Raw genomic sequence first — 23,596 nt, 5'->3', positions numbered from 1 at the left:
ACCGGAACGCACTTGTGCTGACGTCGGGCGCCGGGGGTCGGGATGCGCGATCACCGGTTGTCCCCGGCCCTTCGGCGCGCCTATGAGATCTGCATGCGACGGTCGTCCGGTCATGACCCACCGGTCCGGGGTTCAGCCTCGACCACGCGTGAGAGCGGCGACGCGGGCGACCGTGTCGGGACCGACTCGGCAGCAACCGCCGATCAGACGGGCGCCCGACGCCGACCAGTCCGGTGAGCGGGCGGGATCGTAGGTCGGTCCTCCTCGCCATCGCCGTGCACCGGCGTCCCACCGCTCCCCGCTGTTGGGGTACACCACGACGGGCTTTCCGGTCACCGCGGCCACCTGCTCGACAGCGCGGCCGGCGTCGTCCGGCTCGCAGCAGTTGATGCCCACCGCGATCACCTGGTCGTGCCCGGCAGCCGGTTCACAGGCGGCTGGCAGCGGCTGACCGGCCCGGGTCCGGTCACCCGAGACGGTGTACGACAGCCACACGGGAATCCCGCAGCCTTCGACGGCGCGCAGCAGCGCCTCGGCCTCGTCGAGGTCCGGCACCGTCTCCAGCGCGAGGACGTCCGGCCCTGCCTCGGCCAGGGCCTCGATCCTCGGCCGGTGGAAGCGCTCCAGATCCCGCACGGACAGCCCGTACCGCCCGCGGTACTCGCTCCCGTCGGCGAGCATCGCGCCGTACGGCCCGACCGATGCGGCCACCCACACCTCGTTGTCCGCGGACTCGGCCGCTGCCCGGGCCAGCCGCACGCTGCGGGCGAGCAGCTCCGCCGCCTCGTGACGGCCCACGCCCCGGCGGGCGAAGCCCTCGAACGACGCCTGGTAGGCGGCGGTGATGAGGACCTGCGCGCCCGCCCGGACGTAGGCGCCATGGGCCGCCTCGATCTGTTGCGGGTCGTCCGCGAGCAGCCTGGCCGACCAGAGGTCGTCGGACAGATCGCAGCCCTGGGCCTCCAGTTGGTTGGAGAGGCCTCCGTCGAGGACGACGGTGCCTTCGGCGAGGGCGGCGGCGAGCGAACGGGCGGGCTGCACAGGGATCAGCTCAGCTGGGACTGGACCTGTGCGGAGATCAGCTCCAGGTGTTCCAGGTCGTGCAGGTCGAGGACCTGGAGGTAGAGCCGGGACGCGCCGATCGCCTCGTACCGGCCGATCTTGTCGACGACCTCGGCGGGCGATCCGGCCAGGCCGTTCGCCTTGAGCTCGTCGACGTCCCTGCCGATGGCGGCGGCTCGGCGGGCCACCTCCGCGTCGTCCTTGCCCACGCAGACGACGAGGGCATTGGAGTACACCAGGTCGCCGGGGGCGCGCCCGGCCGCCTCCGCGGCGGCGCGGACCCGGCCGAACTGCCGCTCGCTGTCCTCGATGGAGGCGAAGGGGATGTTGAACTCGTCGGCGTACTGCGCGGCGAGCCGCGGGGTGCGGGTCGCCCCGTGTCCGCCGATCAGCACCGGGACCTTGCCGTGGACCGGCTTGGGCAGCGCGGGCGAATCGGTCAGCTGGTAGTGCCGGCCCGTGTGCGAGAACGTCTTGCCGACCTCCGTCGCCCAGAGTCCGGTGATGATCGCGAGCTGCTCCTCCAGCCGCGCGAACTTCTCCTTGGGGAAGGGGATGCCGTAGGCCCTGTGCTCCTCCTCGAACCAGCCGGCGCCCAGGCCCAGCTCGACCCGGCCGCCCGACATCTGGTCGACCTGGGCGACCTGGATGGCCAGCACGCCCGGGAGCCGGAAGGTGCCCGCGGTCATCAGGGTCCCGAGCCGGATGCGGCTGGTCTCGCGGGCGAGGCCGGCCAGCGTGATCCATGCGTCGGTGGGCCCGGGCAGCCCGTCGGCGGAGCCCATGGCGACATAGTGGTCGGAGCGGAAGAAGGCGTCGAAGCCGAGGTCCTCGGTCGCCTTGGCAACGGTCAGCAGGGTGTCGTAGCTCGCCCCTTGCTGGGGCTCGGTGAAGATTCGAAGATCCATACATCCATCCTGCACCTTCGAGGGTGAGTCAACCCCACCGTCACGGCCTGGCCCGCCCTGCCACGGTCGGGTGAACACCATGCCCGGGAACACAGGACCGGTCGTGGCACCCCGGCATCGGCACCCGTACCGGCACGCGAACCCCCGCCGCACACGGCACCCGAACCGAGGCCTGCGCCGCGCCCCGCACCCCGGCCTACGCCGGGCCCGACCTCCGCACCCGAGCCGCCTCAGACACCCCGGCCTACGCCGGGCCCGACCTCCGCACCCGAGCCGCCTCAGTCACCCGAACCCGCGCCGCACCCGGCACCCGCACCCGCACCCGTCACGATGTACCCGCCGCCGAGTCCACCGCGTCCGGCACGACCACCGGCCCGGACGCCCCCGACGTCCCTGACGGACCTGACGTCCCTGGCGCGCCCGGCAGCTCCGACCGCCCGGGCCTCCCGGGCGGCGTGGGCGGTCCCGCCTGCCCCGACGCGCCACCCGGCCACGGCGGACCGGACCCCGACGAATTCGTGGTGCGCTCAGCCGGCGAGGTATTCCGAGCGGACGGGGTGGCCGCAGGCCCCGCTCTCCCTCTGAGCGCATCAGGCGGTCTCGCCGCTTCCCGCGCCGTCAGCCGGCGCAGCATCCCGCGCACCCGGTCGTTCGACTCGTCGGCCGCGTCTATGGCCTCGATGCACTGCCAGTACAGACCCTCCTCGTCGGTGCCGCAGGCCACACCGACCAGGGCGATCCCCACATCGGCCAGCAGCGCGCCGAGTCCGACCAGCGTCCCCCGCGCGTCGGCCACCCCGGAGAGCTGCGCGGCTCTGATCCCGGCGCTGCGGACGGCCGGGTGGTCCAGTGCCGAACCGCTGCTTCCGCCGATCTCGCTGAGTCCGCGCGCCTCGCCTCTCACCTCCAGCGGCCCATGGGCCGCCAGCCTGTCTCCGATCGCCTGAGCGAGGGCCTGGGCCTGCCAGGCCTCCGCCACGATGTCCGGCACTTCCCTGCTCTGCGCCAAGGCATGTCGACTCGCGTCGATGAGCCGCTCCGCGTCCATGAACGCCGCCCCCGTTCGTACGACTTACTGCCCTCTCAGTTCATTACCCAGAGTGAAGGCGGTTGAGCCTGAACGCCAGAGGAATTCGGAAATCTGTGGACAGGAAGGCGGTTGTGGATAAGTAGACAACTCCGGAGAGTGACAGACGCATGATCAACAGGCTCTCGGACCTTCTCATTCCACCTGGAGTTCACTTCACCGGGAAACGGATCTCATTGCGGTCGATCTTGTCGGAGAGCGCCGACAGCGCGTCCACACCGAGCACTTCGCAGAACTGGAGCAGGTATGCCAGCACATCGGCGACCTCGTCGCGCACCCGGTGCGCCTTCTCCTCGTCGTCCATCACCCGCGCCGACTCCTCGGGCGTCAACCACTGGAAGATCTCCACCAGTTCGGCCGCCTCGACGCTGAGCGCCACCGCCAGATTCTTCGAGGTGTGGTACGGCTCCCAGCCGCGCGCCTGAGCGAATTCGGCGAGCCTGCGCTGCAACCCGGCCACATCCAGTCCATCGTGTCTCGTCACGGGACCAGATCTACCACCGTCACGCCCTCGACCCCGCGCGCGAAGCCCGCATCGGCGACGGCCCCCGTCAGCCGTACGTGTCCGCGGGCCGTCATCTCCGCGGCCAGGAGGGTCAGTTCGCGTGCCTGCCGCGGGTCGAGACAACGGTCGAAGCCGTCGGCGAGAACAGTGAGGGACTGATACGCGGACGGCACCTCCGCCGCCTGGTCCATCGCGAGCACACCGGGCCCGGTGAGCAGTACCAGCGCGAGTCCCAGATACCTCAACTCGCCTTCCCCCAGCCGCCCCACGGGTGTCGCGTCCCGCCCCTCGCCCCGGCCGAGCAGAGCCCGTACCGTCCCGTCCCCCAGTTCCTCCACGGCCAGATCCGCCACGTCCCCGGCGCATCCCGTGCGGGCCGCCGCGGCCAGCCGCGCGTGCCGCTTGGCGCACTCGCTGCGTGTGCGGTGCAGCACTTCGGCGAGGTTGTCGCAGCCCCGTCGCAGCCTGCCCTCCCCCGCCGGCACCGGCCGGCGCATGCCGTACGGCTGCGGGTCACAGGCGAACACCGAGCGCAGCGCGACCACCACCTGTTCGGCTGCGGCGAGCACGCGTAACTGGCCGTCCGTCTTGCCTGCCACGCGCAAGGGCAGCAGCGCTGTGCCGAGCCGGTCGCCGGGCAGCGGTGCCCGGGTCACGGACACGGATCCGGCGGTGTGCCAGGCCGCCTGGACCGTGGCCCGACCCGGGTCGCGCAGCGCGGTGGTGAGCAGGGTCTGGCGGCCGCAGGTCAACCGCTCGCCCACGATGCGCAGTTCGGGTTCCGCCTGGACGGCGAGGTCGAGCCGTACCGGGCCCGCGGGACCGTCGACGGTGCAGCCGATGCGAAATCCCCGCCGTCCCTGTGCGTCGGGCCCCGCCGACTCCGGTACGCAGGCCGCCGGGTCCGGGAACGTCTCGTCCAGTTCGTCGCCCGCGCCGAGCCGCGCCAGCGCCTCATAGGCCTGCAGGACAGTGGACTTGCCGCTGCCGCTCGGTCCGGCGATGAGCGTGAGCGGGGCGACCGGAAACGTCGCTCCCCGGTGTTTGCGGAAGGCGGACAGCCTCAGTTCGGTGACGGTCGGGCGAGCACTGGACGCTCCGGCCGGCACGGAATCAGGGCCGGTGAGCGGGCTGCTGGTGGTCATGAACCGGACGGTACGCAGCGCTCGACACGCCGAACCGTTCCGCCTCGGCGACCTTCCTACGAACGGGGGACGGAGCGGCTGAGGGTGTCGGTGGCGGCCGCCAGGCCCTCGACCTCGGTGCCGACGGGGGCGAGCAGAAAGACGTTCCGGTCGACTCGGTGCATGGCGCTGCCGAGGCCGAAGACGACGCCGCTGCTGAAGTCCAGAATGCGTTTGGCGACATCGGTGTCCGCGCCGGTCAGGTCGAGCAGGACCGGAATCTGCGCGACGAGGTACTCGGCGACCTCACGCGCGTCGGCGAAGACCTGCACGCGAAGGACGACGAACCGGCGGTGCTCGACGGCCTCGTGGTCATGGGGGACGGTCCGGTGGTCGACACGCGACGGCCACTCGTTACGGCTGCGCAAGGGGACGACCTGGGCGAGGCCCTCCCACTGCTCGTCGGTGACGTCGTACCTCTCGTACCTACTCATGCTCCCCATCCTGGCGCGCCTCACCCGTTCGGCCCAACAGCGACACGGGTGAGTCGGGCACGGATCGGGCGCCCGGGGTCAGCCCTCGGCGGGTGCGGGCACGAGGCCGTCGGCGACCAGACCCGCGAACACGGCGTCCGACATGGCCTGCACGGCGGACATCGGGCGGACCATCACGGTGAACTCCTTGATCCTTCCCGACTCGTCGAACTGAAGAAGGTCGAGGCCATGGATCTGCTTGCCGTTGACGGTCCCCCGGAAGACCAGGATCTCCGACGGTGCCTCCTTGCCGTCCGCGGTCTCCCCCGTGCCGTCGAGCCGTCCGACGTAGCGGAACCCTTCGAACGTACGGAACAGGACACCGCACAGGCCGATCACCATCTTCCTGCCCTCGAAAGGCTTGAACTTGACCGGGCTGTAGAAGCGCACGTCCTCGGTGAACAGGTCGTCCAGAGCGGTGAGGTCACGGCTCTCCACGGCGGCGCGGAATCGTTCGGTGGTGCTCGTCATGGTTCCTCCAGGCTTCCCGGACTGACTCTGTATGCTCTGCATGGATGTCATAGTCAGAATAGTGACTAGTCAGTTTCTTGACTATCACGTGGTGAGCGGAGGACGGAAGGGGTGAACGCGGACCCGACGGTCGCGGCAGCCGATGCCGACCGGAACCGCCCCGCAACTGCCCCTGGTAGGCCCTGACTTGGAGTGCCCTCGAAGATCCGGACTCCTTACCTGCGCCCTGGCCCCACGGCGCGGGAGAGGAACCGGGATGAGATACCGCACGCGGCACGAGTGATCCGGGAATCCGCGGAGCGGAGCCGCAAGAACCTGGGCGTGGAGAAGATCGATCTCCTCTACGCCCACACCCAGGACCGGCGGGTACCGATGGAGGAAACAGTCGAGGCGTTCACCGGGCTCGTCGCCGACGACAGCGTCGGCCTGCTGGGAGTGAGCAATCACTGGGCCTGGCAGGTCGAACGCGCCCGGGCCCTGGCCAGGGACGCGGGCCTGCCGGGGCAGGAGGTCCTTCAGTACCACCACAGCTGTCTGCGCCGGCGCACCGACTTCCCCAGCCGTCGGTCGCCCGTCGGCCAGGAAGGCGTGGTGAGCGGGGAGTTGCTGAGCTGTCTGCGCTCCGCACCCGGGCTGCCGCTGGTCGCCTACTCGCCGCTGCTGTCCGGCGCGTACGTCCGGGAGGACAAGCCGCTGGGGAGCGACTTCGACCACGCGGGCACGCCGGTACGGCCGGCGGCGCTGCACGAGGTGGCGAAGGGGGCCGGCGCGACCGTCAACCAGGTGGTGCCGGCCTGGCTGATCGGTGGCGAGGTTCCGATGATCCCCCTCGTCGGGGCGTCGTCGGGGCGCAGCTGAACGAGAGCCTGGAAGCGGTCGACCTGGAGCTCACGGAGCAGCAGCGGGAGCGGCTGGATTCGTCGTACTGACCTGACCGACGACCCGGTTGGTGGCGACCCTCAGCCCAGCGGCTTCTCCAGGACGGCCTTGCGGTGGCTGAACGTCTCGATCGAGTACCGGCCGTGGTAGTTGCCCATGCCGCTCTCGCCGACTCCGCCGAACGGCAGGTCGGAGACGGTGAGATGGGCGAGCGGCAGACCGAACCCGAGACCGCCGGACGATGTCTCCGCCGCGAGCCGCCGGCGGGTGTCGGCAGACTCGGTGAACGCGTACAGCGCCAGCGGTTTGTCACGGTCGTTGATGAAGTCGATGGCCTCGTCGAGCCCGGGAACGGTGACGATGGGCAGGACCGGGCCGAAGATCTCCTCCTGCATGACCGGGGCGCCGGGGTCGACATCGGCCAGGACGGTCGGAGCGATGTACTTGCGGTCGCGGTCGGTGTCGCCGCCGACCACCACGCGTCCGGAGTCCAGCAGGCCGCTGAGCCGGTCGAAGTGGCGTTCGTTGACAATCCGGCCGTACTCGGGGGAGATCGCCGGCTCGGCGCCGTACAACTGCCGCACGGCCTCGGTCAGGGCGGGCTCCAGGGCGCGGGCCGTGCGGGGGTCGGTGAGGACGTAGTCGGGTGCGACGCACGTCTGGCCCGCGTTGAGGAACTTGCCGCGTGCCAGACGGGCGGCGACCGTGGTGAGGTCGGCGTCCCGGTCGACGAACACCGGTGACTTGCCGCCCAGTTCGAGCGTGACCGGCGTGAGGTGCTGGGCCGCGGCCGTCATGACGATGCGGCCGACGGTTCCGTTGCCGGTGTAGAAGATGTGGTCGAAGCGCTCCGCGAGGAGGGCGGTCGTCTCGGGAATCCCGCCTTCGACGACGGCCACCGCGTCCGTGTCGAGGAACCGAGGCAGCAGGCGCGCGAGGACGAGGGAGGTGGCCGGGGCCATCTCACTGGGCTTGGCCACCACCGCGTTGCCCGCGGCGAGCGCGCCGATCATGGGCGTCAGCAGCAGCTGCACCGGATAGTTCCACGGCGCGATGACGAGGACGACGCCCAGCGGGTCGTACTGGGTCCAGGCCGTCGCCTCACCGATGTGCGCGGGGACGGGCGCGGGCTCCGGGCGCAGCCAGTCGTCGAGGTGCTCCAGCGTGTGATCGATCTCGCGAATCGTGAAGTCGATCTCGGTACGGAAGGCCTCGGTGGAGCTCTTGCCGAGGTCGGCGTGGAGGGCGCCGGCGAGGTCGGTGCCGTGCTCCGTGAGCATCTCGCGCAGCCGGCGGAACTGGTCCGTACGCCAGTCGACGGGGGCGGTGCGGCCGGCGCGGTACGTGGCCCGCAGACGGGCGACGATGTCGGAGGGCTGCTCGGGGCTGTGCTGGTTCACGGTTCCTCGCTGGTGATGTGGGGACTTCGGCCGGTCGTTGCAGATACCAACGTTTTGGTGGACGGAGACATTCCGGAGCCGGCGTGCGACTTGCCGGCGGGGGTGTGGGTACGGCTGGCGCGAGACGGGGGTGGCGCCGCCGCGGGCGAGCGGGTGGGAGCCGGTGTTGGTGGCGGGGCTGACCTGGCGCGAGGCGGTGTGCGGTCGCCCGCGCGAGCTGGTGGGCGGCCCCGCGTAAGCGAAGGCAGCCCGCCGGAGCAAGGCGCGGGGGTGTCTGTCCCGCGGCAGCCGATCTGCGACCCACACCGTCCGCGCCGACTCCCCCTCCCGACAAGCCCACCCCCGTACCGCTGCTGCCCCGGAACGGCCTTCCGTGCCGACGCCGAGGCGGGTGCAGAACCTCCGCGCAGACAACGTGCCGCAACCAACAGGCGCAGCACGGCCCGGCCGTACTGGTGGGGCATTCCTACGGGGGCGTGGTGATCACCGAGGCGGGACGGGACTCCAGGGTTTCCGCACTCGTCTACGTCGCGGCCTTCGCACCGGACGAGGGCGAGTCGGTGAACTCCCTGATCGCCGACCCGGCCCCTGGTGCGCCCGTGCCACCGATCCTCCCTCCGAAGGACGGCCAGCTCTTCCTCGACCGCGAGCAGTTCCACGCCTCGTTCGCCGCTGACCTGCCCGAGGCACAGGCCCGCTTCATGGCCGACTCCCAGGTGCCGTGGGGAGTCGAGGCCCTCGAAGGCGCCGTCAGCGAACCGGCCTGGCGCTCCAAGCCCAGCTGGTACCTGGTCGCTGCCGACGACCGCATGATCCCTCCGCCGGCACAGAGGGCCATGGCCGAGCGCGCGGGTGCCACCGTCACCGAGTTCCGGGCAGCCACTCCGTGTACGTGTCGCAGCCCGCGGCGGTCGTCGACATGATCCGTCAGGCCACGGCCGCCTAGCCGCACCGACCGCCCCCGGCCCGCGGCAGACGTCCACTGGCCTGCACCCGGACCGAGGGCCTGTACGTCTCGTCCACCCGGCGTGCGGTCTCTTCCGCATCGCTGTGGCGACAGGTGGCGCGAAGCCCCCCGGGCCCCCGCCTTGACGGCACCCGCGAAGGCCTGGCGTCGACGCGGGGACATCAGGAATGCGAAGGCCGCCGTGAGCGCGGGAAGGCCCCCCACTGAGAGAAGTCCGTCCGACCGTTCCCGCTCCCGCTCCCGCTCCCGCTCCCGCCAAAAGGTCTATCTCGCCGGCCGTCCAGGCAATGGCCGACTTTCTCGCCGTTCGATATTTCGACAGTGCTTATCAGGGGTTCCTTACCGGCGTCCACGCATTGATGGAGAATCGGCTTCTGCCGCAGAAGGCCCTTGCACGCCTGTCGCTTCTTCCCGTCCGTGCCGGCGGCGCGGGCGAGGTCCGACGACCGGCACCGTCGCGGTCGATCGGTCGATCGGTCGATCGGTCGATCGGGGCCGACTTCCCGTCCGGGAACCCGGTGACCGTGCGCGTCACCGTGCGCGTGGACCACTTCTTGCCGGCCTCGGGGTCGCCCGGCGAAAGTCTCCGCTCCGCGAACCCGTGCCTTCGACGGTCTGCACGCTCCTTCCCGGCAGCGCGATCGACAAAAGCTGCCGGGCGCCATGTACGCGGCCTTCGTCTCCTCGTCGAAATCGTCCGCGACCCGCGCCAGGTCATGCGCGCCGAACTGGTTGACGACGGCCGGGAAGACGGACGGGGCGGCGTACGCCGACGCGTCGTCGGAGTACGCCGCCCCGGGGGACGTTCTGCCGTGGCCGTGGCCGCGGCCGTGGCCGCGGCCCGCGAGCGGCTGCCCCTTCCCTGCGGTCCTACCTCGGGTCCTACCTCGGTCTTCGGGTCCTACTTCGGGTCGCGGTTGAACACCGACTTCGACCAGACGTAGCCGAGGACGGCGAGCCCCACGCACCAGACCACGGCGAGCCACCCGTTGTGGCCGATCTCGGTCCCGAGCAGCAGGCCGCGCAGGGTCTCGATGGCCGGGGTGAACGGCTGGTACTCGGCGATCGGCTGGAACCAGCCCGGCATGGCGTCGACCGGGACGAAGGTGCTGGAGATGAGCGGGAGGAAGATCAGCGGCAGGGCGTTGTTGCTGGCCGCTTCGGCGTTCGGGCTGATCAGGCCCATGCCGACGGCGATCCAGGTGAGTGCCGTGGCGAAGAGCACGAGCAGTCCGAAGGCCGCGAGCCACTCCAGAACCGTCGCGTCGGTGGAGCGGAAGCCGATGGCGACCGCGACGGCCCCGACGAGGACCACACTGGCCACTGCCTGAAGGACGCTGCCGACGACGTGTCCGATGAGCACGGAGCTGCGGTGGATGGCCATGGTGCGGAAGCGGGCGATGATGCCCTCGGACATGTCGGTGGAGACGGAGACGGCGGTGCCGATGGTGGTGCTGCCGATGGTCATCAGCACGATGCCCGGGACGAGATACGCGATGTACTCGGATCGGTCGGCTCCGCCGCCGATGCCCGCGCTCATCACGTCGCCGAAGATGTAGACGAACAGCAGGAGCAGCATGACCGGGGTGAGCAGCAGGTTCAGGGTGAGCGACGGGTAGCGCCGCGCGTGGAGCAGGTTGCGCCGCAGCATGGTGTTCGAGTCGCGGACGGCGAGAGAGAGGGCGCTCATCGGACGGTCTCCTTGGACTGGTTGGGGACGGCGGTGGAGCCGGCGGGGCCGGGGCCGGTCAGGGCGAAGAACACGTCGTCGAGGTCCGGGGTGTGCACGGTCAGTTCGTCCGCCTCGACGCCGGCGGAGTCCAGCCAGTCGAGGATCGAGCGCAGTTCGCGCTGGCTGCCGTCGCTGGGGATCTGCAGCGACAACGACTCGTCGTCCCGGGTCACCTCACGCAGGACGACGGCGGCCGACTGATAGGCGGCAGGGTCGGTGAAGCGGAGCCTTACGTGCCCGCCCGGGATCAGCCGCTTCAGCTCGTCGGCGCTGCCCTCGGCGACGATCTTGCCGCCGTTCAGGACGGCGATGCGGTCGGCGAGTTCGTCCGCCTCTTCCAGGTACTGGGTGGTGAGGAAGACGGTGACACCGCCGGAGACGAGCTCGCGGATGATGCCCCACATGTTGTGACGTGCGCGCGGGTCGAGTCCGGTGGTCGGCTCGTCGAGGAAGATGATCCGGGGTCCGCCGACCAGCGTCATGGCGATGTCGAGCCGGCGCTTCATACCGCCGGAGTAGGTGGAGGCGGGCTTCTTCGCCGCGTCCGTGAGGTCGAAGCGCTCCAGCAACTCGGCGGCGGTACGGCGGCCTTCGGCGCGGGACAGATGGTGCAGGTCCGCCATCAGGAGCATGTTCTCCTCGCCGGTGATCAGACCGTCGACGGCGGAGAACTGCCCGGTGACGCCGATCGCGCCCCGCACCGCCTGCGGTGCGGCGGTCAGATCGTGCCCCGCCACCTGGGCCTGCCCGCCGTCGGCCGCGATAAGGGTGGAGAGGATCTTCACGGCGGTGGTCTTGCCGGCGCCGTTCGGGCCGAGCAGCGCGAACACGGACCCGGCCGGCACGACGAGGTCGATGCCGTCGAGGACGGTCTTGTCGCCGTACGACTTGCGCAGACCGACGGCGGAGACGGCGGCCGGTGACGGGGTACCGCCGGCCTGACTGGATGTGGGCATGACAGAAGAAGGCATAGGGCTCTCCCATTCGAAGGAGCGGTGAGCGGTGAAGTGGACGGTGAGCGGCGAAGCGGGCTTGGTGAGCGGCAGATCGAGCGCTCAGGCGCGGGCGCGGCGGATGTCGATGTTGCCGTAGCGGGTACGGGCCTTGACCTCGACGGTCTCGTCGGTCTTCTCCGGGTTGTCGGAGGACGCGAGCCCGTTGCGCACCTGCCCGTTGCTCGAGCTGACGTCGAGCCAGGCGGCCGTGCCCTCGCGGACGCCGATCTCGATGGCGCCGTAGGAGGTCTCCAACTGGACGGTGCCACGGGCCACATCACCCACGCGCAGGGTGCCGTGGGCGGTCGTCGCGGCGACCGAGCTCTCGGCGCGCTGGATGTCGATGTCGCCGTTGGCTCCGCGCACTCGCAGCTCGCCGATCGCGGCGCCGATGGTCGTGGAGCCGTGCGAGTTCTTCAGGACGGCCGGGCCGTCCACGACACCGACGCGCACGCTGCCGGAACTGGTGGTGATCTCGGCCAGACCCTCGACCTGGCCCACGGTGATCGAACCGTGCGACGCGGTCAGCTGCAGCGGGCCCGTCTCGTCCAGGCGGACATCACCCGACGAGGTCTTCACACGGACCTCGCCGAGCCGGCCCTCGCCGAGCACCTGTGTCCAGGAGCCGGTCGCGTCGATGCGCGAGCCGGTGGGCAGTTCGACCGTCACGTCGACGCTGCCGCTGGGGCCGACGAGGTAGGGACCCCTGGGTGTCCTGATGGTCAGCACACCGCCGGCATACGCGACCTCGGTCTGCTCGACGACCCGGACGTCCTTGTCCTTCTTCGGATCACGGGGCCGCACCTCGACGACGGTGTCGTGGCGGTCGCTCGCGGTGAACTGGATGGAACCGGCGGCCACGTTGGCGGTGACCGAGATCGGCAGAGGGGTGTCGAAAGAAGGCATGGCTGTCCCGTCCTGTTGGGTCTTCGCGGCGTCCCTGCTGGTGGGACGTGGTGTGAGTGACGTGGGAGCGGGGCGCGGGCTAGCGCACCCAGCCCGTGAAGCTGTTTCCGACGGTGCGGGTGGCTCGGGTCTTCTCCGACGTACGCGACTGGGCGCCACCGTCGACCGCGGCCGACACCGCCCGCACCAGCCAGGCGTTGACCGACAGGCCCTCGCGACTCGCGGCCTCCTCGGCGCGCGCCTTGAGGTGGGCGGGCAGGCGCAGATTGACGCGGGCGGTGCCGCCCTCGTCGCCGTCGGCGGGCGCCGGAGCCGGAGCCCTGAGCGGCTCGGCCGGCCCGCTCCCCTCGTCGTACGCCTCGTCGCCCGCCGGCCGAGTCACCACGAAGTCGGGGTCGAGTCCGCGCAGCCGTACGTCGACGGAACCCGGGGCGAGTTCACGGGTGACCTCGTCCATCGCGGCGGAGAGCACGTTGAGCATCGCCAGGCGGGTCGCCGACTCCAGGGGAGCGGTGAGGCGCTCGGCGAGTTCGCGGGCTTCTTCGCCGCCGGCTTCGGCGGCCACCGCGAGTTCGCGGCGCAGGTTGTCGACATACGGCGTGAGGTCCATGACGTCATCATGGCACCACGATGGCGTCACAGGCAAGCGCTCAGGGGAACCAATCATCCACGATGACCAATCGGACGCCCTTGACCTGCGCAAACCAACCGACATCGAGTTGCGCCAGCGCGACACCATACGGATTCACGACCCCTTGGACGTCACCAGAGAGCCCCCTGATGGCGCTGGTTGGCACCGCGAGACGCCGCGAGGTTCGCGGCCGCCCCCTGAAAGCCGACCGGAGAGGGCTCTTTCAAGGGCTGCACCGGGTGCAACGCCTCCGCCCTGCACCTAAGAAGCCCCGGCGATGAAGGGGACACGCGTCGGACTTCCCGGCACCCGCCGAGGCAGCATCGCGCCGCCGACCTGCACATTCACGACCCACTCGGAAGCCATGACACCGCGAGCGGCGCACGCGATGTCGAATATGGCTCCACGTGGCGCCACGCGTGTGCCACTATGGCGTCACGGCGGTACAGCCCTCGGCCCCACGGTCGGGGGAAGCGCGTTTCGCGGAGCGAGAGCAGTCGAAGGGGTCGGACCATGGAGACAGCACAGGGTCAGCAGCAGGCGACGCCCGGCGCCGTCGCGGCCTTCGCCCGCTTCGTGCTCTGTGGCGGCGGGGTGGGGCTCGCCTCCAGCTTCGCCGTGGCGGCCCTCGCCTCCTGGATCCCCTGGGCCCTCGCCAACGCCCTGATCACCGTCGTCTCCACGCTCCTCGCCACCGAGCTGCACGCCCGCTTCACCTTCGGCGCGGGTGGGCGCGCGACCTGGCGTCAGCATGTGCAGTCGGCCGGCTCCGCGGCTGCGGCGTACATCGTGACCTGTGTGGCGATGCTCGTTCTGCACCAACTGGCTGCGGAGCCGGGCGCGCTGCTCCAGCAGGCCGTCTATCTGTCCGCTTCCGCGCTGGCCGGTGTGGCGCGGTTCGCGGTGCTGCGTCTCGTCGTCTTCGCACGCAACCGCTCGCAGGGTGCGAGCGATGCCCGCCCGGTCCACATGACCGTGGGCCGGCCCTCGGTCACGGCGGGCTCCGCGTCGCTCTGCCGCGCCGCCTGACGGTTCCGTCGGCGGTGCAGCGCCGGGCCGGAGGTCGATCCCCGGCCCCCGCTCACAGAGTGAGTCGGCTTGTTTGCTCGTTGGTCCCGTCGTGGGGAAGAGAGTCGCGGCCGTGGATCGTGTCCGATGAACTGTGGTCACCGATCGAGCCGTTAGTGCCGAAGCCGAGGGCGAAGGAGGTGGAGGGCCGCCCTCGAGTGCCGGACCGGCAGGCCTTGTGCGGGATTCTGTTCGTGCTGCATACCGGGATCCGGCACTCGGGGTGCGGCCGGAAACCGGATCTCGGGGACCGGCGCCTCAATCCGCGGGTTGACTGAGCAATCAACCCAAAGTCCGCTCTCGGGCCGACGTTCCGCACCGGCGCGCACGACACGCTCGAAGCCATGACAACCACCGACCACCTCATCTCCGCCGCCCTGTTCCTCCTGGTGATCCCGCAGATCCGCGGCATCCGCCAGACGCTGCGCAACGCGCTGCTGCCCGTGGTGGCCGTTGCCGCCGCGGCCGTGTACTACCTGAGGTCCTTCCCGACCCAGGGGCACGACGTCCAGCTCGACCTCGTGGGGGTCCTCGCCGGCGCGGTCCTGGGCGTCGCGTGTGGCGCCACCACAGGTGTGCATCGCGGCTCGGACGGAATCGCCTTGGCCAGGGCCGGGGTGGTCGTCGCGCTTCTGTGGATCGTGGGCATGAACTCACGTGCCGGATTCGAGTACTGGGCGACCCACAGCGGCTCCACGACGATTGCACAGATCAGCCGCGACAACCTGATCACCGGTTCCGCCGCATGGACGGCCGCTCTGCTGCTGATGGCCCTGGCGCAGGTCCTGTCCCGGCTCGCCGTGGTGCGGATCAAGGCGCGGCGGATCTCCTCTGTCGCAACCGCCCCGGTTCGGGCGTGAGGCCGATCCCGCCGGTGCCGCGCACTGGGCACTGTGTCCGCCCGCCGGACCGCGCCCGCTTCTCCGGACCCGGGCCGGAGCCGGTTGCAAAGCGGACACGGCACGTCCCTGTTCTTCAGAGCATGACGGATCTCCCGGACGGCACGCCGCTGGCGGTCAGTCCGAGGCCGACCGCGGCGCTCGCCGGTGTCCGGGACCGGCGCGAGCGCCGGGGCCGACGCCTGCGACCGTTACTGTGGGGCGTCCTGGCCGCCGTCGCCGTGCAGTCCATGTACGCCGAGCCGAGACCCGGCGTGCAGGGGGTGCACCTTGCCGTCGCGGTGGTCCTCGCCGGCTGCCTGCTGTCGCTGGCCGCCGTCGCCTCGGGGCTGTGGCAGGTCGTGAAACCTGTCTCCGGCGTCGCGTTCTGCCTGTCGGTCACGGGGTTCGGTCTCGCACTCGGCGTCCTCCAGTCCGGCTCGATGTCCGTCCTGCCGCCGTCGGTGGCAGTTCTGACCGCCTTCCTCGTGCTGCGGCGACGGCAGGCTGTGCTGCTCGGCAGCGTCGTCATGGCCGGTCTGGTCGCCGCCGCGTTCGCCGGCGCGGACGGCGGCGTGGCCAACACGCTCAGCCGGCTGCTGTTCTGCGTGGTCCTCGCCCTGATGGCGATCAGCATGCGACAGGCTGGTGACCACGAGGAACGCGCGAAGTTGCTGCTCGCCCAGCTCGAAGACGCCCGGGAGGCGGAGGCCGAGGCCGCTGCGCTGGCCGAGCGCACTCGCATCGCCCAGGACCCTGCACGACGTGCTCGCCCAGACCCTGTCCCGGGCTCGCCGTTCAGATACAGGCCGCGCGGCGGATGACCCGGCGCGATCAGGCCGGCGACGACCTGCGGGAGCTGCTCGACCGGGCCGGCACGCTCGTCAAGGAGGGGGTGGGCGACGCACGCCGGGCCGTCAGCGCACTGCGCGGACAGCAAACGCCCTCGCTGGAGCGTCTGCCGGAGCTGGTCGAGCGCTACCGCGTGGACCTGGAACTCGACGTGACGCTGTCCGTCGTCGGGGCGCGTCGTGCCCTGCCCGCCGACGCGGATCTCGCTTTGTACCGCGGCACCCAGGAGGCGCTGACCAATGCGACCCGCTACGCGCGCGGTGCCCGCACCACCGTGACCCTCTGCTACGAACCCACGACCACGGTATTGACGATCTAGGACCGGCGAACCGCACTGGGCCCGGCCCCCTCGGCACTGGTCGTGGGCTCCGGCCTGGGCCTGACGGGCATGCGGGAGCGGTTGAGCGAAGCCGGCGGAAGCGCCGGCGCACGGCCGACCCAGGACGGCTGGAAGGTGCGGATGGAGGTCCCGGCATGGCGCGGCCCAGCGAGCGGATCAGAGTCCTGATCGCGGACGATCAGCAGGTCGTGCGAGGAGGGCTCGTCCTGCTGATCGGCATGCTGGACGGCGTCGAGGTGGTCGGCGCGGCTCGCGACGGTGCCGAGGCGGTGGAACTCACCGAGCGGCTCCGCCCGGACGTGGTGCTGATGGACCTCAACATGCCAGTGCTCGACGGAGTCGCGGCCACGGCGGTCGTACGGAAGAAGGCGCCGGGCAGCTCCGTACTGGCGCTGACCACCTACGTGGACGACGACTCCGTCTTCCCGGCGCTGCGGGCGGGCGCGCGGGGCTACCTGACCAAGGACGCGGACGACGACGCGGCCGAGACGGCGATCCGGCATGTGCACGGCGGACGTACCTGGCTCGATCCCGTGGTCCAGGCCCGGCTGGTCGCCGCCCTCCAGTCCGGCCGAGCCCGGCCGGCGGCCACACCGGCCGCACACGGCTCCGCCCGACGGGCGGCGGACACGCTGCCGGACGGTCTGACCCCGCGCGAGGCCGAGGTGCTCACCCTCATCGCCAAGGGCCTGTCCAACGCGGAGATCTGCGCCCGGCTCGTCGTAAGCCAGGCCACAGTGAAGACGCACATCAACCGCGTCTTCGCGAAGACCGGCGCGACCGACCGCGGCCAAGCCGTGGGCTACGCCTACCGGAACAACCTGGCTGACGGTGGCTGAATCCGGCTCCGCCGACACGCTCGTCCTCCTCAGCAAAGACGGCGGCGGCACCTCCGCGCCGATCGCGGCGTGCGCGGACTCCGTGATGACGAGAGGTCAGGGCGACGGCAGGAGGTCGTGCGTCGGGCCATACGCGGTGAGGCGGCCATCGTCGAGGAGATGGACGGTGTCGGTGTAGGCGGCGACCAGGTGCAGTTCGTGGGAGACCAGCACGATCGTCATGTGCTGTTCTGCGTTCAAGCGGGTCAGGACGTCCATCACGGACGTCGCCGTCTCGGGGTCGAGCGCCGAGGTGATCTCGTCGCACAGCAGGACGTCGGGGCCGGTGGCCAGGGCGCGGGCGACGGAGACGCGTTGGCGCTGGCCGCCGGAGAGTTCCGCCGGGTAGCGGGCCTGGAAGTCGGCCGGCAGATCCACCTGTGAGAGAAGGTCGGCGATCCGGACGCTGCGTTCGGTTGCCGTGAAGTCGGTGTGCAGGCGCAGAGGGCGGTCCAGCTGGGCGCCGACCGTGCGTGACGGGTTCAGCGCGTCCAGGGGGTTCTGGGGCATGAGTTGGATGCGGCGCTGGTGGGAGCGGGGTCGCTTGCGTGCGTGCGGGGCCAGCGGGGCACCGTCGAGGGTGAGGGTGCCGGTATCAGCCTGATGGAGTCCGGCCAGGACCCTCAGCAGGGTGGTCTTGCCGGAGCCCGAGGGGCCCACGATCGCGGTGCGGCTTCCGGGTTCCGCGGTGAAGTCGACTTCGGCCAGGGCCTGCTGGAGGCCCGCGCGACTGCGGAAGGCCACGCCGACGGCGCGGGCGACGATGCCTTCGGCAGGGGCCGGCTGGGGGGTGGGCCTGAGCTCGTCCTCCTTCCGTGTGTCGCGGGGTCTGCGCGGGCGGGGCACTGAGGGGGCCTTCAGCGACACCGTGTCGTCCGCGCAGGTGGCGACGAGTTCGGGGTCGTGGCAGGCCATCACGACGGCGAGGTCGTGGCCGACCGCGAGGTGGCGCAGCAGGTCGGCTATCTCGTCGCGCAGTGCCGCGTCGAGGCCGGCTGTGGGCTCGTCGAGCAGCAGGATCTTCGGGGTGCGGGCCATCGCGCGGGCGAGGGCGACACGGCGCTGCTGGCCGCCGGAGAGCGCGGTGGGCCGCCGGTCGGGCAGGCCGGAGTCGACGGGGAGCCGGACTTCACGCAGGAGTTCCAGGACGGCCTCGCGGTCGAGGCGGCCGGGGGCCGTCTCGGCGACGAGGTCGCGCACCTTCATCCGGGGGTTGAGGGCGGATCCGGGGTCCTGGCCGACGTAGGCGAGATGGGTGCGGCGCAGCAGCCGCAGTTCCTCGGAGGTCAGGGATGTCGGGTCGTGTCCGAGGACGGTGAGCGTGCCACCGGTGACTGACGCGCCGTCGGGGAGGTGTCCGGTGAGGGCTCGAAGCAGGGTGGTCTTTCCGGAGCCCGAGGGGCCGGTGAGAGCGGTGATCCGGCCGGCGGTGACCGTCAGGGTGGCGTTGCTGAGCAGGACCGGCCCGCCCGGGATGCGGATGTCGAGTCCGGTGGCGGCGGCCAGCTGTGCGGGCCCACCGGTGGCGTCGCAGGTCTGGGTGCCTGTGGCCGGCTGTGCGGAGGTGTTCACGAAGTGGTGACCGCCTTGCGTACGGAGCGGGGCGCGAGGGAGGTGCAGGCGAGGTTGGCGCTGATGGCGAGAGCGGCGATGGCCAGGCTGGGGCCGATGACGGCCCAGGGGTTGAGGAGGATGCCGGGGGCGTTCTCGCGGATCATCAGGGCCCAGTCGGCGGCCGGGGGCTGGGGGCCGATCTGGAGGAAGGCGGCCATGGCGATGACGTACACGGCTTCGACGAATCGCAGGCCGAACAGAGCGGCGACCGTGGAGCGCAGGTTGGGCAGGATTTCCCGCAGCGCGATGTGGCGCAGGCTCTCTCCCCGGGCGAGAGCCGCTTCCACGTATCCGGCTCCGGCCAGTGGGGCCGCGGCCGCCGCGACGATGCGTACGGCGTAGGGGGTGCCGAGGACGACGGCAGCGCCTATGACGGCCCAGCGCCCTCCGGCGGGCCAGGCCAGCGCGATCAGCATGATGCCGAGGACCGGCGGGAGGAGAATCGCGACGTCGGCGGCGCGCTCCACGGCGCGGCCGAGGACGGGATGCAGGACGGCGAAGCAGCCGACGACCACGCCGGCCAGCGTGACCAGGACGGAGACGAGGGCGGCGCTGCCGATCAGTACCGTGCCGCCGTGCAGAAGCCGGGAGAGTACGTCGCGTCCGAGCTGGTCGCCGCCGAGGGGCCCGCCCTCGCCGGCGGTGGCGTACGGGGCGTACAGCGGAGCGTCGAGGGGGTGGGCGGCGAGCAGGGGTCCGGCCACCGCGAGACCGATGAGTACCAGGGCGGGGAGGATCGCGGGCCAGCGGCGGCGGGTCCCGGCCTTGGCGGGCGTGCCTGCGAGGGTGCCGACGGTCATGGGCCATCTCCCAGGGTGCGGGCGCGTATCAGGTCGGCGGCGAGCAGGACGAGGCTGATGGCGGCGCCGGCGCAGACGACGACGCCTGCGATGAGCGGGGTGTCGCGGCCGGCGACGGCGGCGGCCAGAACGCTGCCGATGCCCGGGTAGTTGAACAGGGTCTCCACGACCACGGCCCCGCCGAGGAGCATGCCGGTGGAGGTCGCGATGCCGGTGGCGATCGCGGGCACGGCGCCGGGCAGGGCGTGGCGCAGGACGACTCGGTGGACGGGAAGTCCGTCGAGGTGAGCGGCTTCCACGTGCGGTGTGCGGGCCTGGTCGGCGAGGGCTCCGCGCACGATGCGGGTGTTCCAGCCGGTCTGCGGGATGACGAGGGCGAGCACCGGCATGATCAGCATCGTCCAGTCGGACGGTGACCCGTCAGCGCCGGTCATGGTGACGGCCGGCAGCCAGCCGGTCCACAGCGACAGCACGAGGAGCAGGCCGACGGCGGTGACGAACTCGGGGACGGCGAACGCCGCCGTCGAGGTGTGGCCGATGACGCGGTCGGCGAGGCCGCCGGGGCGGGACGCCGCCCAACTGCCCAGAGCCAGGGAGGCGATGACGGTCAGGACGAAGGCGCTCGCGCCCAGCACCAGGGTGTTGGGGAAGGGGTCGGCGAGCAGATCGGTGACCTTCTGGCCCCGTGCGGATGTGCCGAGGTCTCCGGTGGGCAGGGCCGTCATCCAGTCCCAGAAACGTTCCCAGACGGGCCGGTCCAGACCCAGGAGGTGACGTCGCGCCTCGACGTCGGCGGCGCTGTCGCCGCGTTCGGAGCTGGCGCTCGCCGCGTCCCCCGGCAGCAGTTCCACTGCCGCGAAGACCAGGCCCAGCAGGACAGCCAGCATCAGGACTCGGCGCCCGAGAGCGCCGAGAACACGAGCGGCCACTGCCGGGCCGCGGCGCGGCGCGGTGGCCGCCCCCGTACCTACGGGGACGGCCACCGCGCCTTCGGCCTGGTGGCTCAACCCAGCCACACGTTCTCGAGCTGGACCCGGCCGTAGCCGGCGAGCTTGGGCAGGTTCTTCACCTTCGCGGCGGCCAGGTCGATGCCGTCCGCCATGCCCCACAGCAGGTAGCCGGACTTGTCGAACTCGATCCGCTGGAGTTCCTTCAGCGCCACGGCACGCTGCTTCGCGTCGGCGGTGCCGATGACCTTGCGGTAGGTGGCGTCGAACTCCTTGTCGGCCCAGCCGGCCTCGTTCTGTCCGGCCTCGCTGACCATGGTCTTGGAGGCGAAGAACACGACCGAGTCGTTGGTGCCCCAGTAGGTGGTGTAGAAGTCGCCCGCCTTCCAGGTCTTCTCCCAGAACGCGCCCGACTCCTGCTTGACCACGTTGATCTTGATTCCGGCCTCGCGGGCCTGGTTGGCGAAGAGGGTCGCCGACTCGGCGAGTCCGGCGATGTCCTCGGTGGTCACGAGGTCATACGTCTTGGAGAGGTCGAAGTCGGCCTCGGTCAGGAGCTGCTTGGCCTTGGCCAGGTCCCGCTTGCGCTGCGGGATGTCCTTGGCGAGGTTGGGGTCGCCGGTGCCCATGATGTCGTTGGCGACGGTGCCGTAGCCGGAGAGGACCTGCTTGACCATGGCATCGCGGTCGACGACCAGGCGCATGGCCTCGCGGACCCGGACATCGGCGAAGGGGCTGCCGGCGGCGGTGCGCATGACGATCGGCATCGCCATGTCGTTGGGGCGGCGCAGAACCTGGACGTCCTTGCGGGTCCCGGCGGTGCGGGCGGCGACGGCGCCGACGTTGGAGGCGACGTCGATCTGGCCCGCCAGGAGGGCGTTGGCCATGGCCTGAGGGGTCTCGAACATGGTGACCTCGATGGCATCGAGGTTGACCGTGCCGCCGTACCACTTGTCGTTTCTGATCAGGCGGGCGTTGCCGCCCCGGTACCAGTCGAGCTTGAAGGGGCCGGTGCCCGGGGCCTTCTCCAGGTCCTTGTCGGCCGTGCCCTTCTTCAGGACGAAGGTCGTCAGGCGGGTGAGGAGGGGGAGTTCGGCGTTGGCGTAGTCGGACACAAGGACGACGGTGTCGGCTCCGTCGGCCGTGATGTTCTCCGGCTTGATGCCGGGCAGGCGGGCGGCACCCGAGGGGGTGTTGCGCAGCCGGCGGAGCGACCAGACGACGTCTTCGGCGGTGACCGGGCTCCCGTCGTGGAAGGCGGCGCCCTTGGCGAGCTTGAACTTCCAGGTCTTCAGGTCCGCCGACGACTCCCACGAAACGGCCACGCGCGGAACGGTGTTGGGCTTGGCGCCGGGCACCGTCAGGGTGTCGTAGACAAGGGCGAGGACGAGGTAGTCGCTCTCATTGTTCTGCGTACCGTGCGGGTCCCTCGTGATGGCCCCGGCCCGGCCGAGGGCGCCGACGCGGAGCGTGCCGCCCTTCTTGGGCTTGCCGCCGTCGGCGGCCGCGGGCTTGGACGACGTACTGGAACCGCTGCCCGAGCATGCCGCCAACAGGGTGGCCGTACCCATCGCTCCGCCGGCCCACAGCACCTGGCGCCTGTTGAAGTTCACGTACGTCCTCGATCCACGTTCGGAGCACATCATGGAAGTTGCTTAGGGTTGCCTATCCTAATGACAACCATTACCGCAAGGGGTGCGGGCAGGATCGAACGAATGCCCCTTTTCGACGCCCCGCAATGGCTGCTCCGAATCGCCTTCAACCAAAAGGTTCCTGACGAGACATCAGCCTCCCTTGAGGGGGTGCTCAGTAAGGTATGCCTCACCTAAGGTTGATGCTAGCGTGCGGTCGTCCCCCGGTGGACGCAGCTCGACGCCACCCTCATCACGCGGCCAACAGTCCTGCCTGTCATGCGCCCGCGGCCCGTTGGTCGCGCTTGACGAACCGGTCCATCCAGCCGATTTCCCCTGCCACCCCACGGAAACGGAATCTTGCCATGAGCCCGGCAGTCGCCCCCGTCCGTCAGCTCGACGCCCACTGCGTGGACGAACTCCGCCAGGCGGCACAGAAGATCCTCGGCGAATTCGGCACGTCAGCGACATCGCCCGTGCTGCTGGAACGGGTCGCCGAGCGAGCGGGCGAACTCGGCGACGCCCTGCGCGAGCACTGCCGTCCCGTGGACACCGCCGACGGCTTGTTCGTCCTGCGCGGCCTGCCCCTGGACGACGAAGCGATCGGACCCACCCCGGCCGGCTGGGCCAACGCCCGTGACCGCGGAGCCGTATACGACATCGCACTGCTGCTTCTGGCCACAGTCATGGGCAACCCCCTCGCCTGGGAAGGCCAGCAGGACGGGCGTTTCGTCCACAACATCGTCCCCTCCCCCGGCCACGAGACCGCACAGACCGGCGCTTCCAGCAGTGTGCTCCTCAGCCCGCACACCGAGGACGCCTTTCACCCGGGCCGCGCCCATCTGCTGATGCTCGGCTGCATGCGCAACCACGACAACATCGCCACCACCGCCGCCGGCATCCGCAAGACCCGCCTCGCCGACGAGGACGTGGACCTCCTGTCCCGGCCGGTCCTGCCGATCCTCCCCGACGACGCCTATGAAGTGGCCCAGCGCTTCGCCGACCAGGCCCCGCCGCCCGTACCCACCCTGTACGCGTCCGACGAGGGCATGACCATGCGCTTCGACCCTGCCTACACCCCCCTCGACGGCGCCGACGACGACTACCGGGCGGCCTATCACCGGCTTTCCGAGGAACTGGCGCGCGTCTCGGTAGCGGTCTCCTTGAGCCCGGGCGAGGTCCTGGTCGTCGACAACGACCTCGTCGTGCACGGCCGCGTCCCCTTCCAGGCCCGCTACGACGGCACCGACCGCTGGCTCAAGCGTGCCTCCGTCCGTGTCCCCGGGCGCCGTACACGCCCCCCGGCCGAGGCATACGAGCACGGCTACGGTCAGGCCGCCCTCGAAGCGCACGCGAGCTGAACACCCGCCACCCGCACCGGAGGAGTA

General features: G+C 70.9%; 21 protein-coding genes and 4 pseudogenes. 9 read left to right on the top strand and 16 right to left on the bottom strand.

Features of this window, described 5'->3' with window-relative positions; all coding sequences use genetic code 11:
• Positions 1–132: 132 nt before the first annotated feature.
• From mmuM to ABTX78_RS03650, 7 genes and pseudogenes are all read right to left on the bottom strand, one after another.
• Positions 133–1,041: a homocysteine S-methyltransferase gene (mmuM, locus tag ABTX78_RS03680; protein WP_352205178.1), complete on the bottom strand. Its 909-nt coding sequence runs from the start codon at positions 1,039–1,041 to the stop codon at positions 133–135.
• A gap of 5 nt (positions 1,042–1,046) precedes the next feature.
• Positions 1,047–1,970, bottom strand: a complete 924-nt coding sequence (locus tag ABTX78_RS03675) for an LLM class F420-dependent oxidoreductase (protein WP_352205177.1) — start codon at positions 1,968–1,970, stop codon at positions 1,047–1,049.
• Between the two features lie 553 nt (positions 1,971–2,523).
• Positions 2,524–3,018: pseudogene (locus ABTX78_RS03670) on the bottom strand (DUF6099 family protein); the annotation flags it as partial.
• A 190-nt stretch (positions 3,019–3,208) separates the two neighbouring features.
• Entirely contained in the window at positions 3,209–3,541 is a 333-nt protein-coding gene (locus tag ABTX78_RS03665; RefSeq protein WP_352205176.1) for a nucleotide pyrophosphohydrolase, read from the bottom strand.
• Complete coding sequence (locus ABTX78_RS03660) at positions 3,538–4,707, bottom strand: AAA family ATPase (RefSeq protein ID WP_352205175.1); 1,170 nt, start codon at positions 4,705–4,707, stop codon at positions 3,538–3,540. Before ABTX78_RS03660 ends, ABTX78_RS03665 begins: the two co-directional genes overlap by 4 nt.
• Before the next feature lie 56 nt (positions 4,708–4,763).
• The gene (locus tag ABTX78_RS03655; protein ID WP_352205174.1) at positions 4,764–5,180 is read right to left on the bottom strand and encodes a cell division protein SepF; all 417 of its coding nucleotides are present in this window, start codon (positions 5,178–5,180) and stop codon (positions 4,764–4,766) included.
• A gap of 78 nt (positions 5,181–5,258) precedes the next feature.
• The gene (locus ABTX78_RS03650) at positions 5,259–5,690 is read right to left on the bottom strand and encodes a nuclear transport factor 2 family protein (protein WP_352205173.1); all 432 of its coding nucleotides are present in this window, start codon (positions 5,688–5,690) and stop codon (positions 5,259–5,261) included.
• 192 nt (positions 5,691–5,882) lie between these two features.
• Here ABTX78_RS03650 and ABTX78_RS03645 point away from each other — a divergent pair.
• Positions 5,883–6,619 (top strand): annotated as a pseudogene (locus ABTX78_RS03645) (aldo/keto reductase); the annotation flags it as partial.
• 30 nt (positions 6,620–6,649) lie between these two features.
• Here the strand turns inward: ABTX78_RS03645 and ABTX78_RS03640 are convergent.
• Positions 6,650–7,969: an aldehyde dehydrogenase family protein gene (locus ABTX78_RS03640; RefSeq protein ID WP_352205172.1), complete on the bottom strand. Its 1,320-nt coding sequence runs from the start codon at positions 7,967–7,969 to the stop codon at positions 6,650–6,652.
• A gap of 431 nt (positions 7,970–8,400) precedes the next feature.
• Between ABTX78_RS03640 and ABTX78_RS03635 the strand changes: the two are divergent.
• Positions 8,401–8,915: pseudogene (locus ABTX78_RS03635) on the top strand (alpha/beta hydrolase); the annotation flags it as partial.
• Between the two features lie 922 nt (positions 8,916–9,837).
• Here the strand turns inward: ABTX78_RS03635 and ABTX78_RS03630 are convergent.
• The 4 genes from ABTX78_RS03630 to ABTX78_RS03615 all read right to left on the bottom strand — a co-directional run bounded on the left by ABTX78_RS03630 (position 9,838) and on the right by ABTX78_RS03615 (position 13,179).
• Entirely contained in the window at positions 9,838–10,626 is a 789-nt protein-coding gene (locus tag ABTX78_RS03630) for an ABC transporter permease (RefSeq protein WP_352205171.1), read from the bottom strand.
• Positions 10,623–11,624 carry an ATP-binding cassette domain-containing protein gene (locus tag ABTX78_RS03625; protein WP_352205170.1) on the bottom strand — a complete coding sequence of 334 codons (1,002 nt, stop codon included), beginning with the start codon at positions 11,622–11,624 and terminating at the stop codon, positions 10,623–10,625. Before ABTX78_RS03625 ends, ABTX78_RS03630 begins: the two co-directional genes overlap by 4 nt.
• 99 nt (positions 11,625–11,723) lie before the next feature.
• Entirely contained in the window at positions 11,724–12,569 is an 846-nt protein-coding gene (locus tag ABTX78_RS03620; RefSeq protein WP_352205169.1) for a DUF4097 family beta strand repeat-containing protein, read from the bottom strand.
• Between the two features lie 79 nt (positions 12,570–12,648).
• Positions 12,649–13,179, bottom strand: coding sequence for a hypothetical protein (locus ABTX78_RS03615; protein WP_352205168.1), 531 nt, complete (start codon positions 13,177–13,179; stop codon positions 12,649–12,651).
• 534 nt (positions 13,180–13,713) lie between these two features.
• Here ABTX78_RS03615 and ABTX78_RS03610 point away from each other — a divergent pair.
• From ABTX78_RS03610 to ABTX78_RS03585, 6 genes and pseudogenes are all read left to right on the top strand, one after another.
• Positions 13,714–14,229: a GtrA domain-containing protein gene (locus ABTX78_RS03610; protein ID WP_352205167.1), complete on the top strand. Its 516-nt coding sequence runs from the start codon at positions 13,714–13,716 to the stop codon at positions 14,227–14,229.
• Between the two features lie 116 nt (positions 14,230–14,345).
• Positions 14,346–14,483, top strand: a pseudogene (locus ABTX78_RS03605) (transposase); the annotation flags it as partial.
• Between the two features lie 129 nt (positions 14,484–14,612).
• Positions 14,613–15,128 carry a hypothetical protein gene (locus tag ABTX78_RS03600; RefSeq protein WP_352205166.1) on the top strand — a complete coding sequence of 172 codons (516 nt, stop codon included), beginning with the start codon at positions 14,613–14,615 and terminating at the stop codon, positions 15,126–15,128.
• Positions 15,129–15,250: 122 nt separating this feature from the next.
• Positions 15,251–15,970: a hypothetical protein gene (locus tag ABTX78_RS03595; RefSeq protein WP_352205165.1), complete on the top strand. Its 720-nt coding sequence runs from the start codon at positions 15,251–15,253 to the stop codon at positions 15,968–15,970.
• On the top strand, positions 15,967–16,317 hold the full coding sequence (locus ABTX78_RS03590) for a sensor histidine kinase (RefSeq protein WP_352205164.1): 351 nt from the start codon (positions 15,967–15,969) through the stop codon (positions 16,315–16,317). The genes ABTX78_RS03595 and ABTX78_RS03590 overlap by 4 nt, the downstream gene beginning before the upstream one ends.
• Positions 16,318–16,472: 155 nt before the next feature.
• On the top strand, positions 16,473–17,177 hold the full coding sequence (locus ABTX78_RS03585) for a response regulator (RefSeq protein ID WP_352205163.1): 705 nt from the start codon (positions 16,473–16,475) through the stop codon (positions 17,175–17,177).
• 96 nt (positions 17,178–17,273) lie between these two features.
• On the opposite strand, the gene ABTX78_RS03580 is transcribed toward ABTX78_RS03585, so the two are convergent.
• The 4 genes from ABTX78_RS03580 to ABTX78_RS03565 all read right to left on the bottom strand — a co-directional run bounded on the left by ABTX78_RS03580 (position 17,274) and on the right by ABTX78_RS03565 (position 22,190).
• Entirely contained in the window at positions 17,274–18,788 is a 1,515-nt protein-coding gene (locus ABTX78_RS03580; RefSeq protein WP_352205162.1) for an ABC transporter ATP-binding protein, read from the bottom strand.
• Positions 18,785–19,630, bottom strand: a complete 846-nt coding sequence (locus tag ABTX78_RS03575) for an ABC transporter permease (RefSeq protein WP_352205161.1) — start codon at positions 19,628–19,630, stop codon at positions 18,785–18,787. The genes ABTX78_RS03580 and ABTX78_RS03575 overlap by 4 nt, the downstream gene beginning before the upstream one ends.
• Positions 19,627–20,517 (bottom strand): ABC transporter permease, encoded by an 891-nt coding sequence (locus ABTX78_RS03570; RefSeq protein ID WP_502993773.1) that lies wholly within the window; start codon positions 20,515–20,517, stop codon positions 19,627–19,629. Before ABTX78_RS03570 ends, ABTX78_RS03575 begins: the two co-directional genes overlap by 4 nt.
• A 116-nt stretch (positions 20,518–20,633) precedes the next feature.
• Positions 20,634–22,190, bottom strand: coding sequence for an ABC transporter substrate-binding protein (locus tag ABTX78_RS03565; protein WP_352205159.1), 1,557 nt, complete (start codon positions 22,188–22,190; stop codon positions 20,634–20,636).
• Between the two features lie 383 nt (positions 22,191–22,573).
• Between ABTX78_RS03565 and ABTX78_RS03560 the strand changes: the two genes are divergently transcribed.
• The gene (locus ABTX78_RS03560) at positions 22,574–23,569 is read left to right on the top strand and encodes a TauD/TfdA family dioxygenase (protein ID WP_352205158.1); all 996 of its coding nucleotides are present in this window, start codon (positions 22,574–22,576) and stop codon (positions 23,567–23,569) included.
• Positions 23,570–23,596: the final 27 nt, after the last annotated feature.

Origin of the sequence: Streptomyces sp. NPDC096193 (assembly GCF_040302905.1) — a bacterium.
Classification (GTDB): domain Bacteria; phylum Actinomycetota; class Actinomycetes; order Streptomycetales; family Streptomycetaceae; genus Streptomyces.
This window is presented reverse-complemented; position numbering and strand designations above follow the sequence as displayed.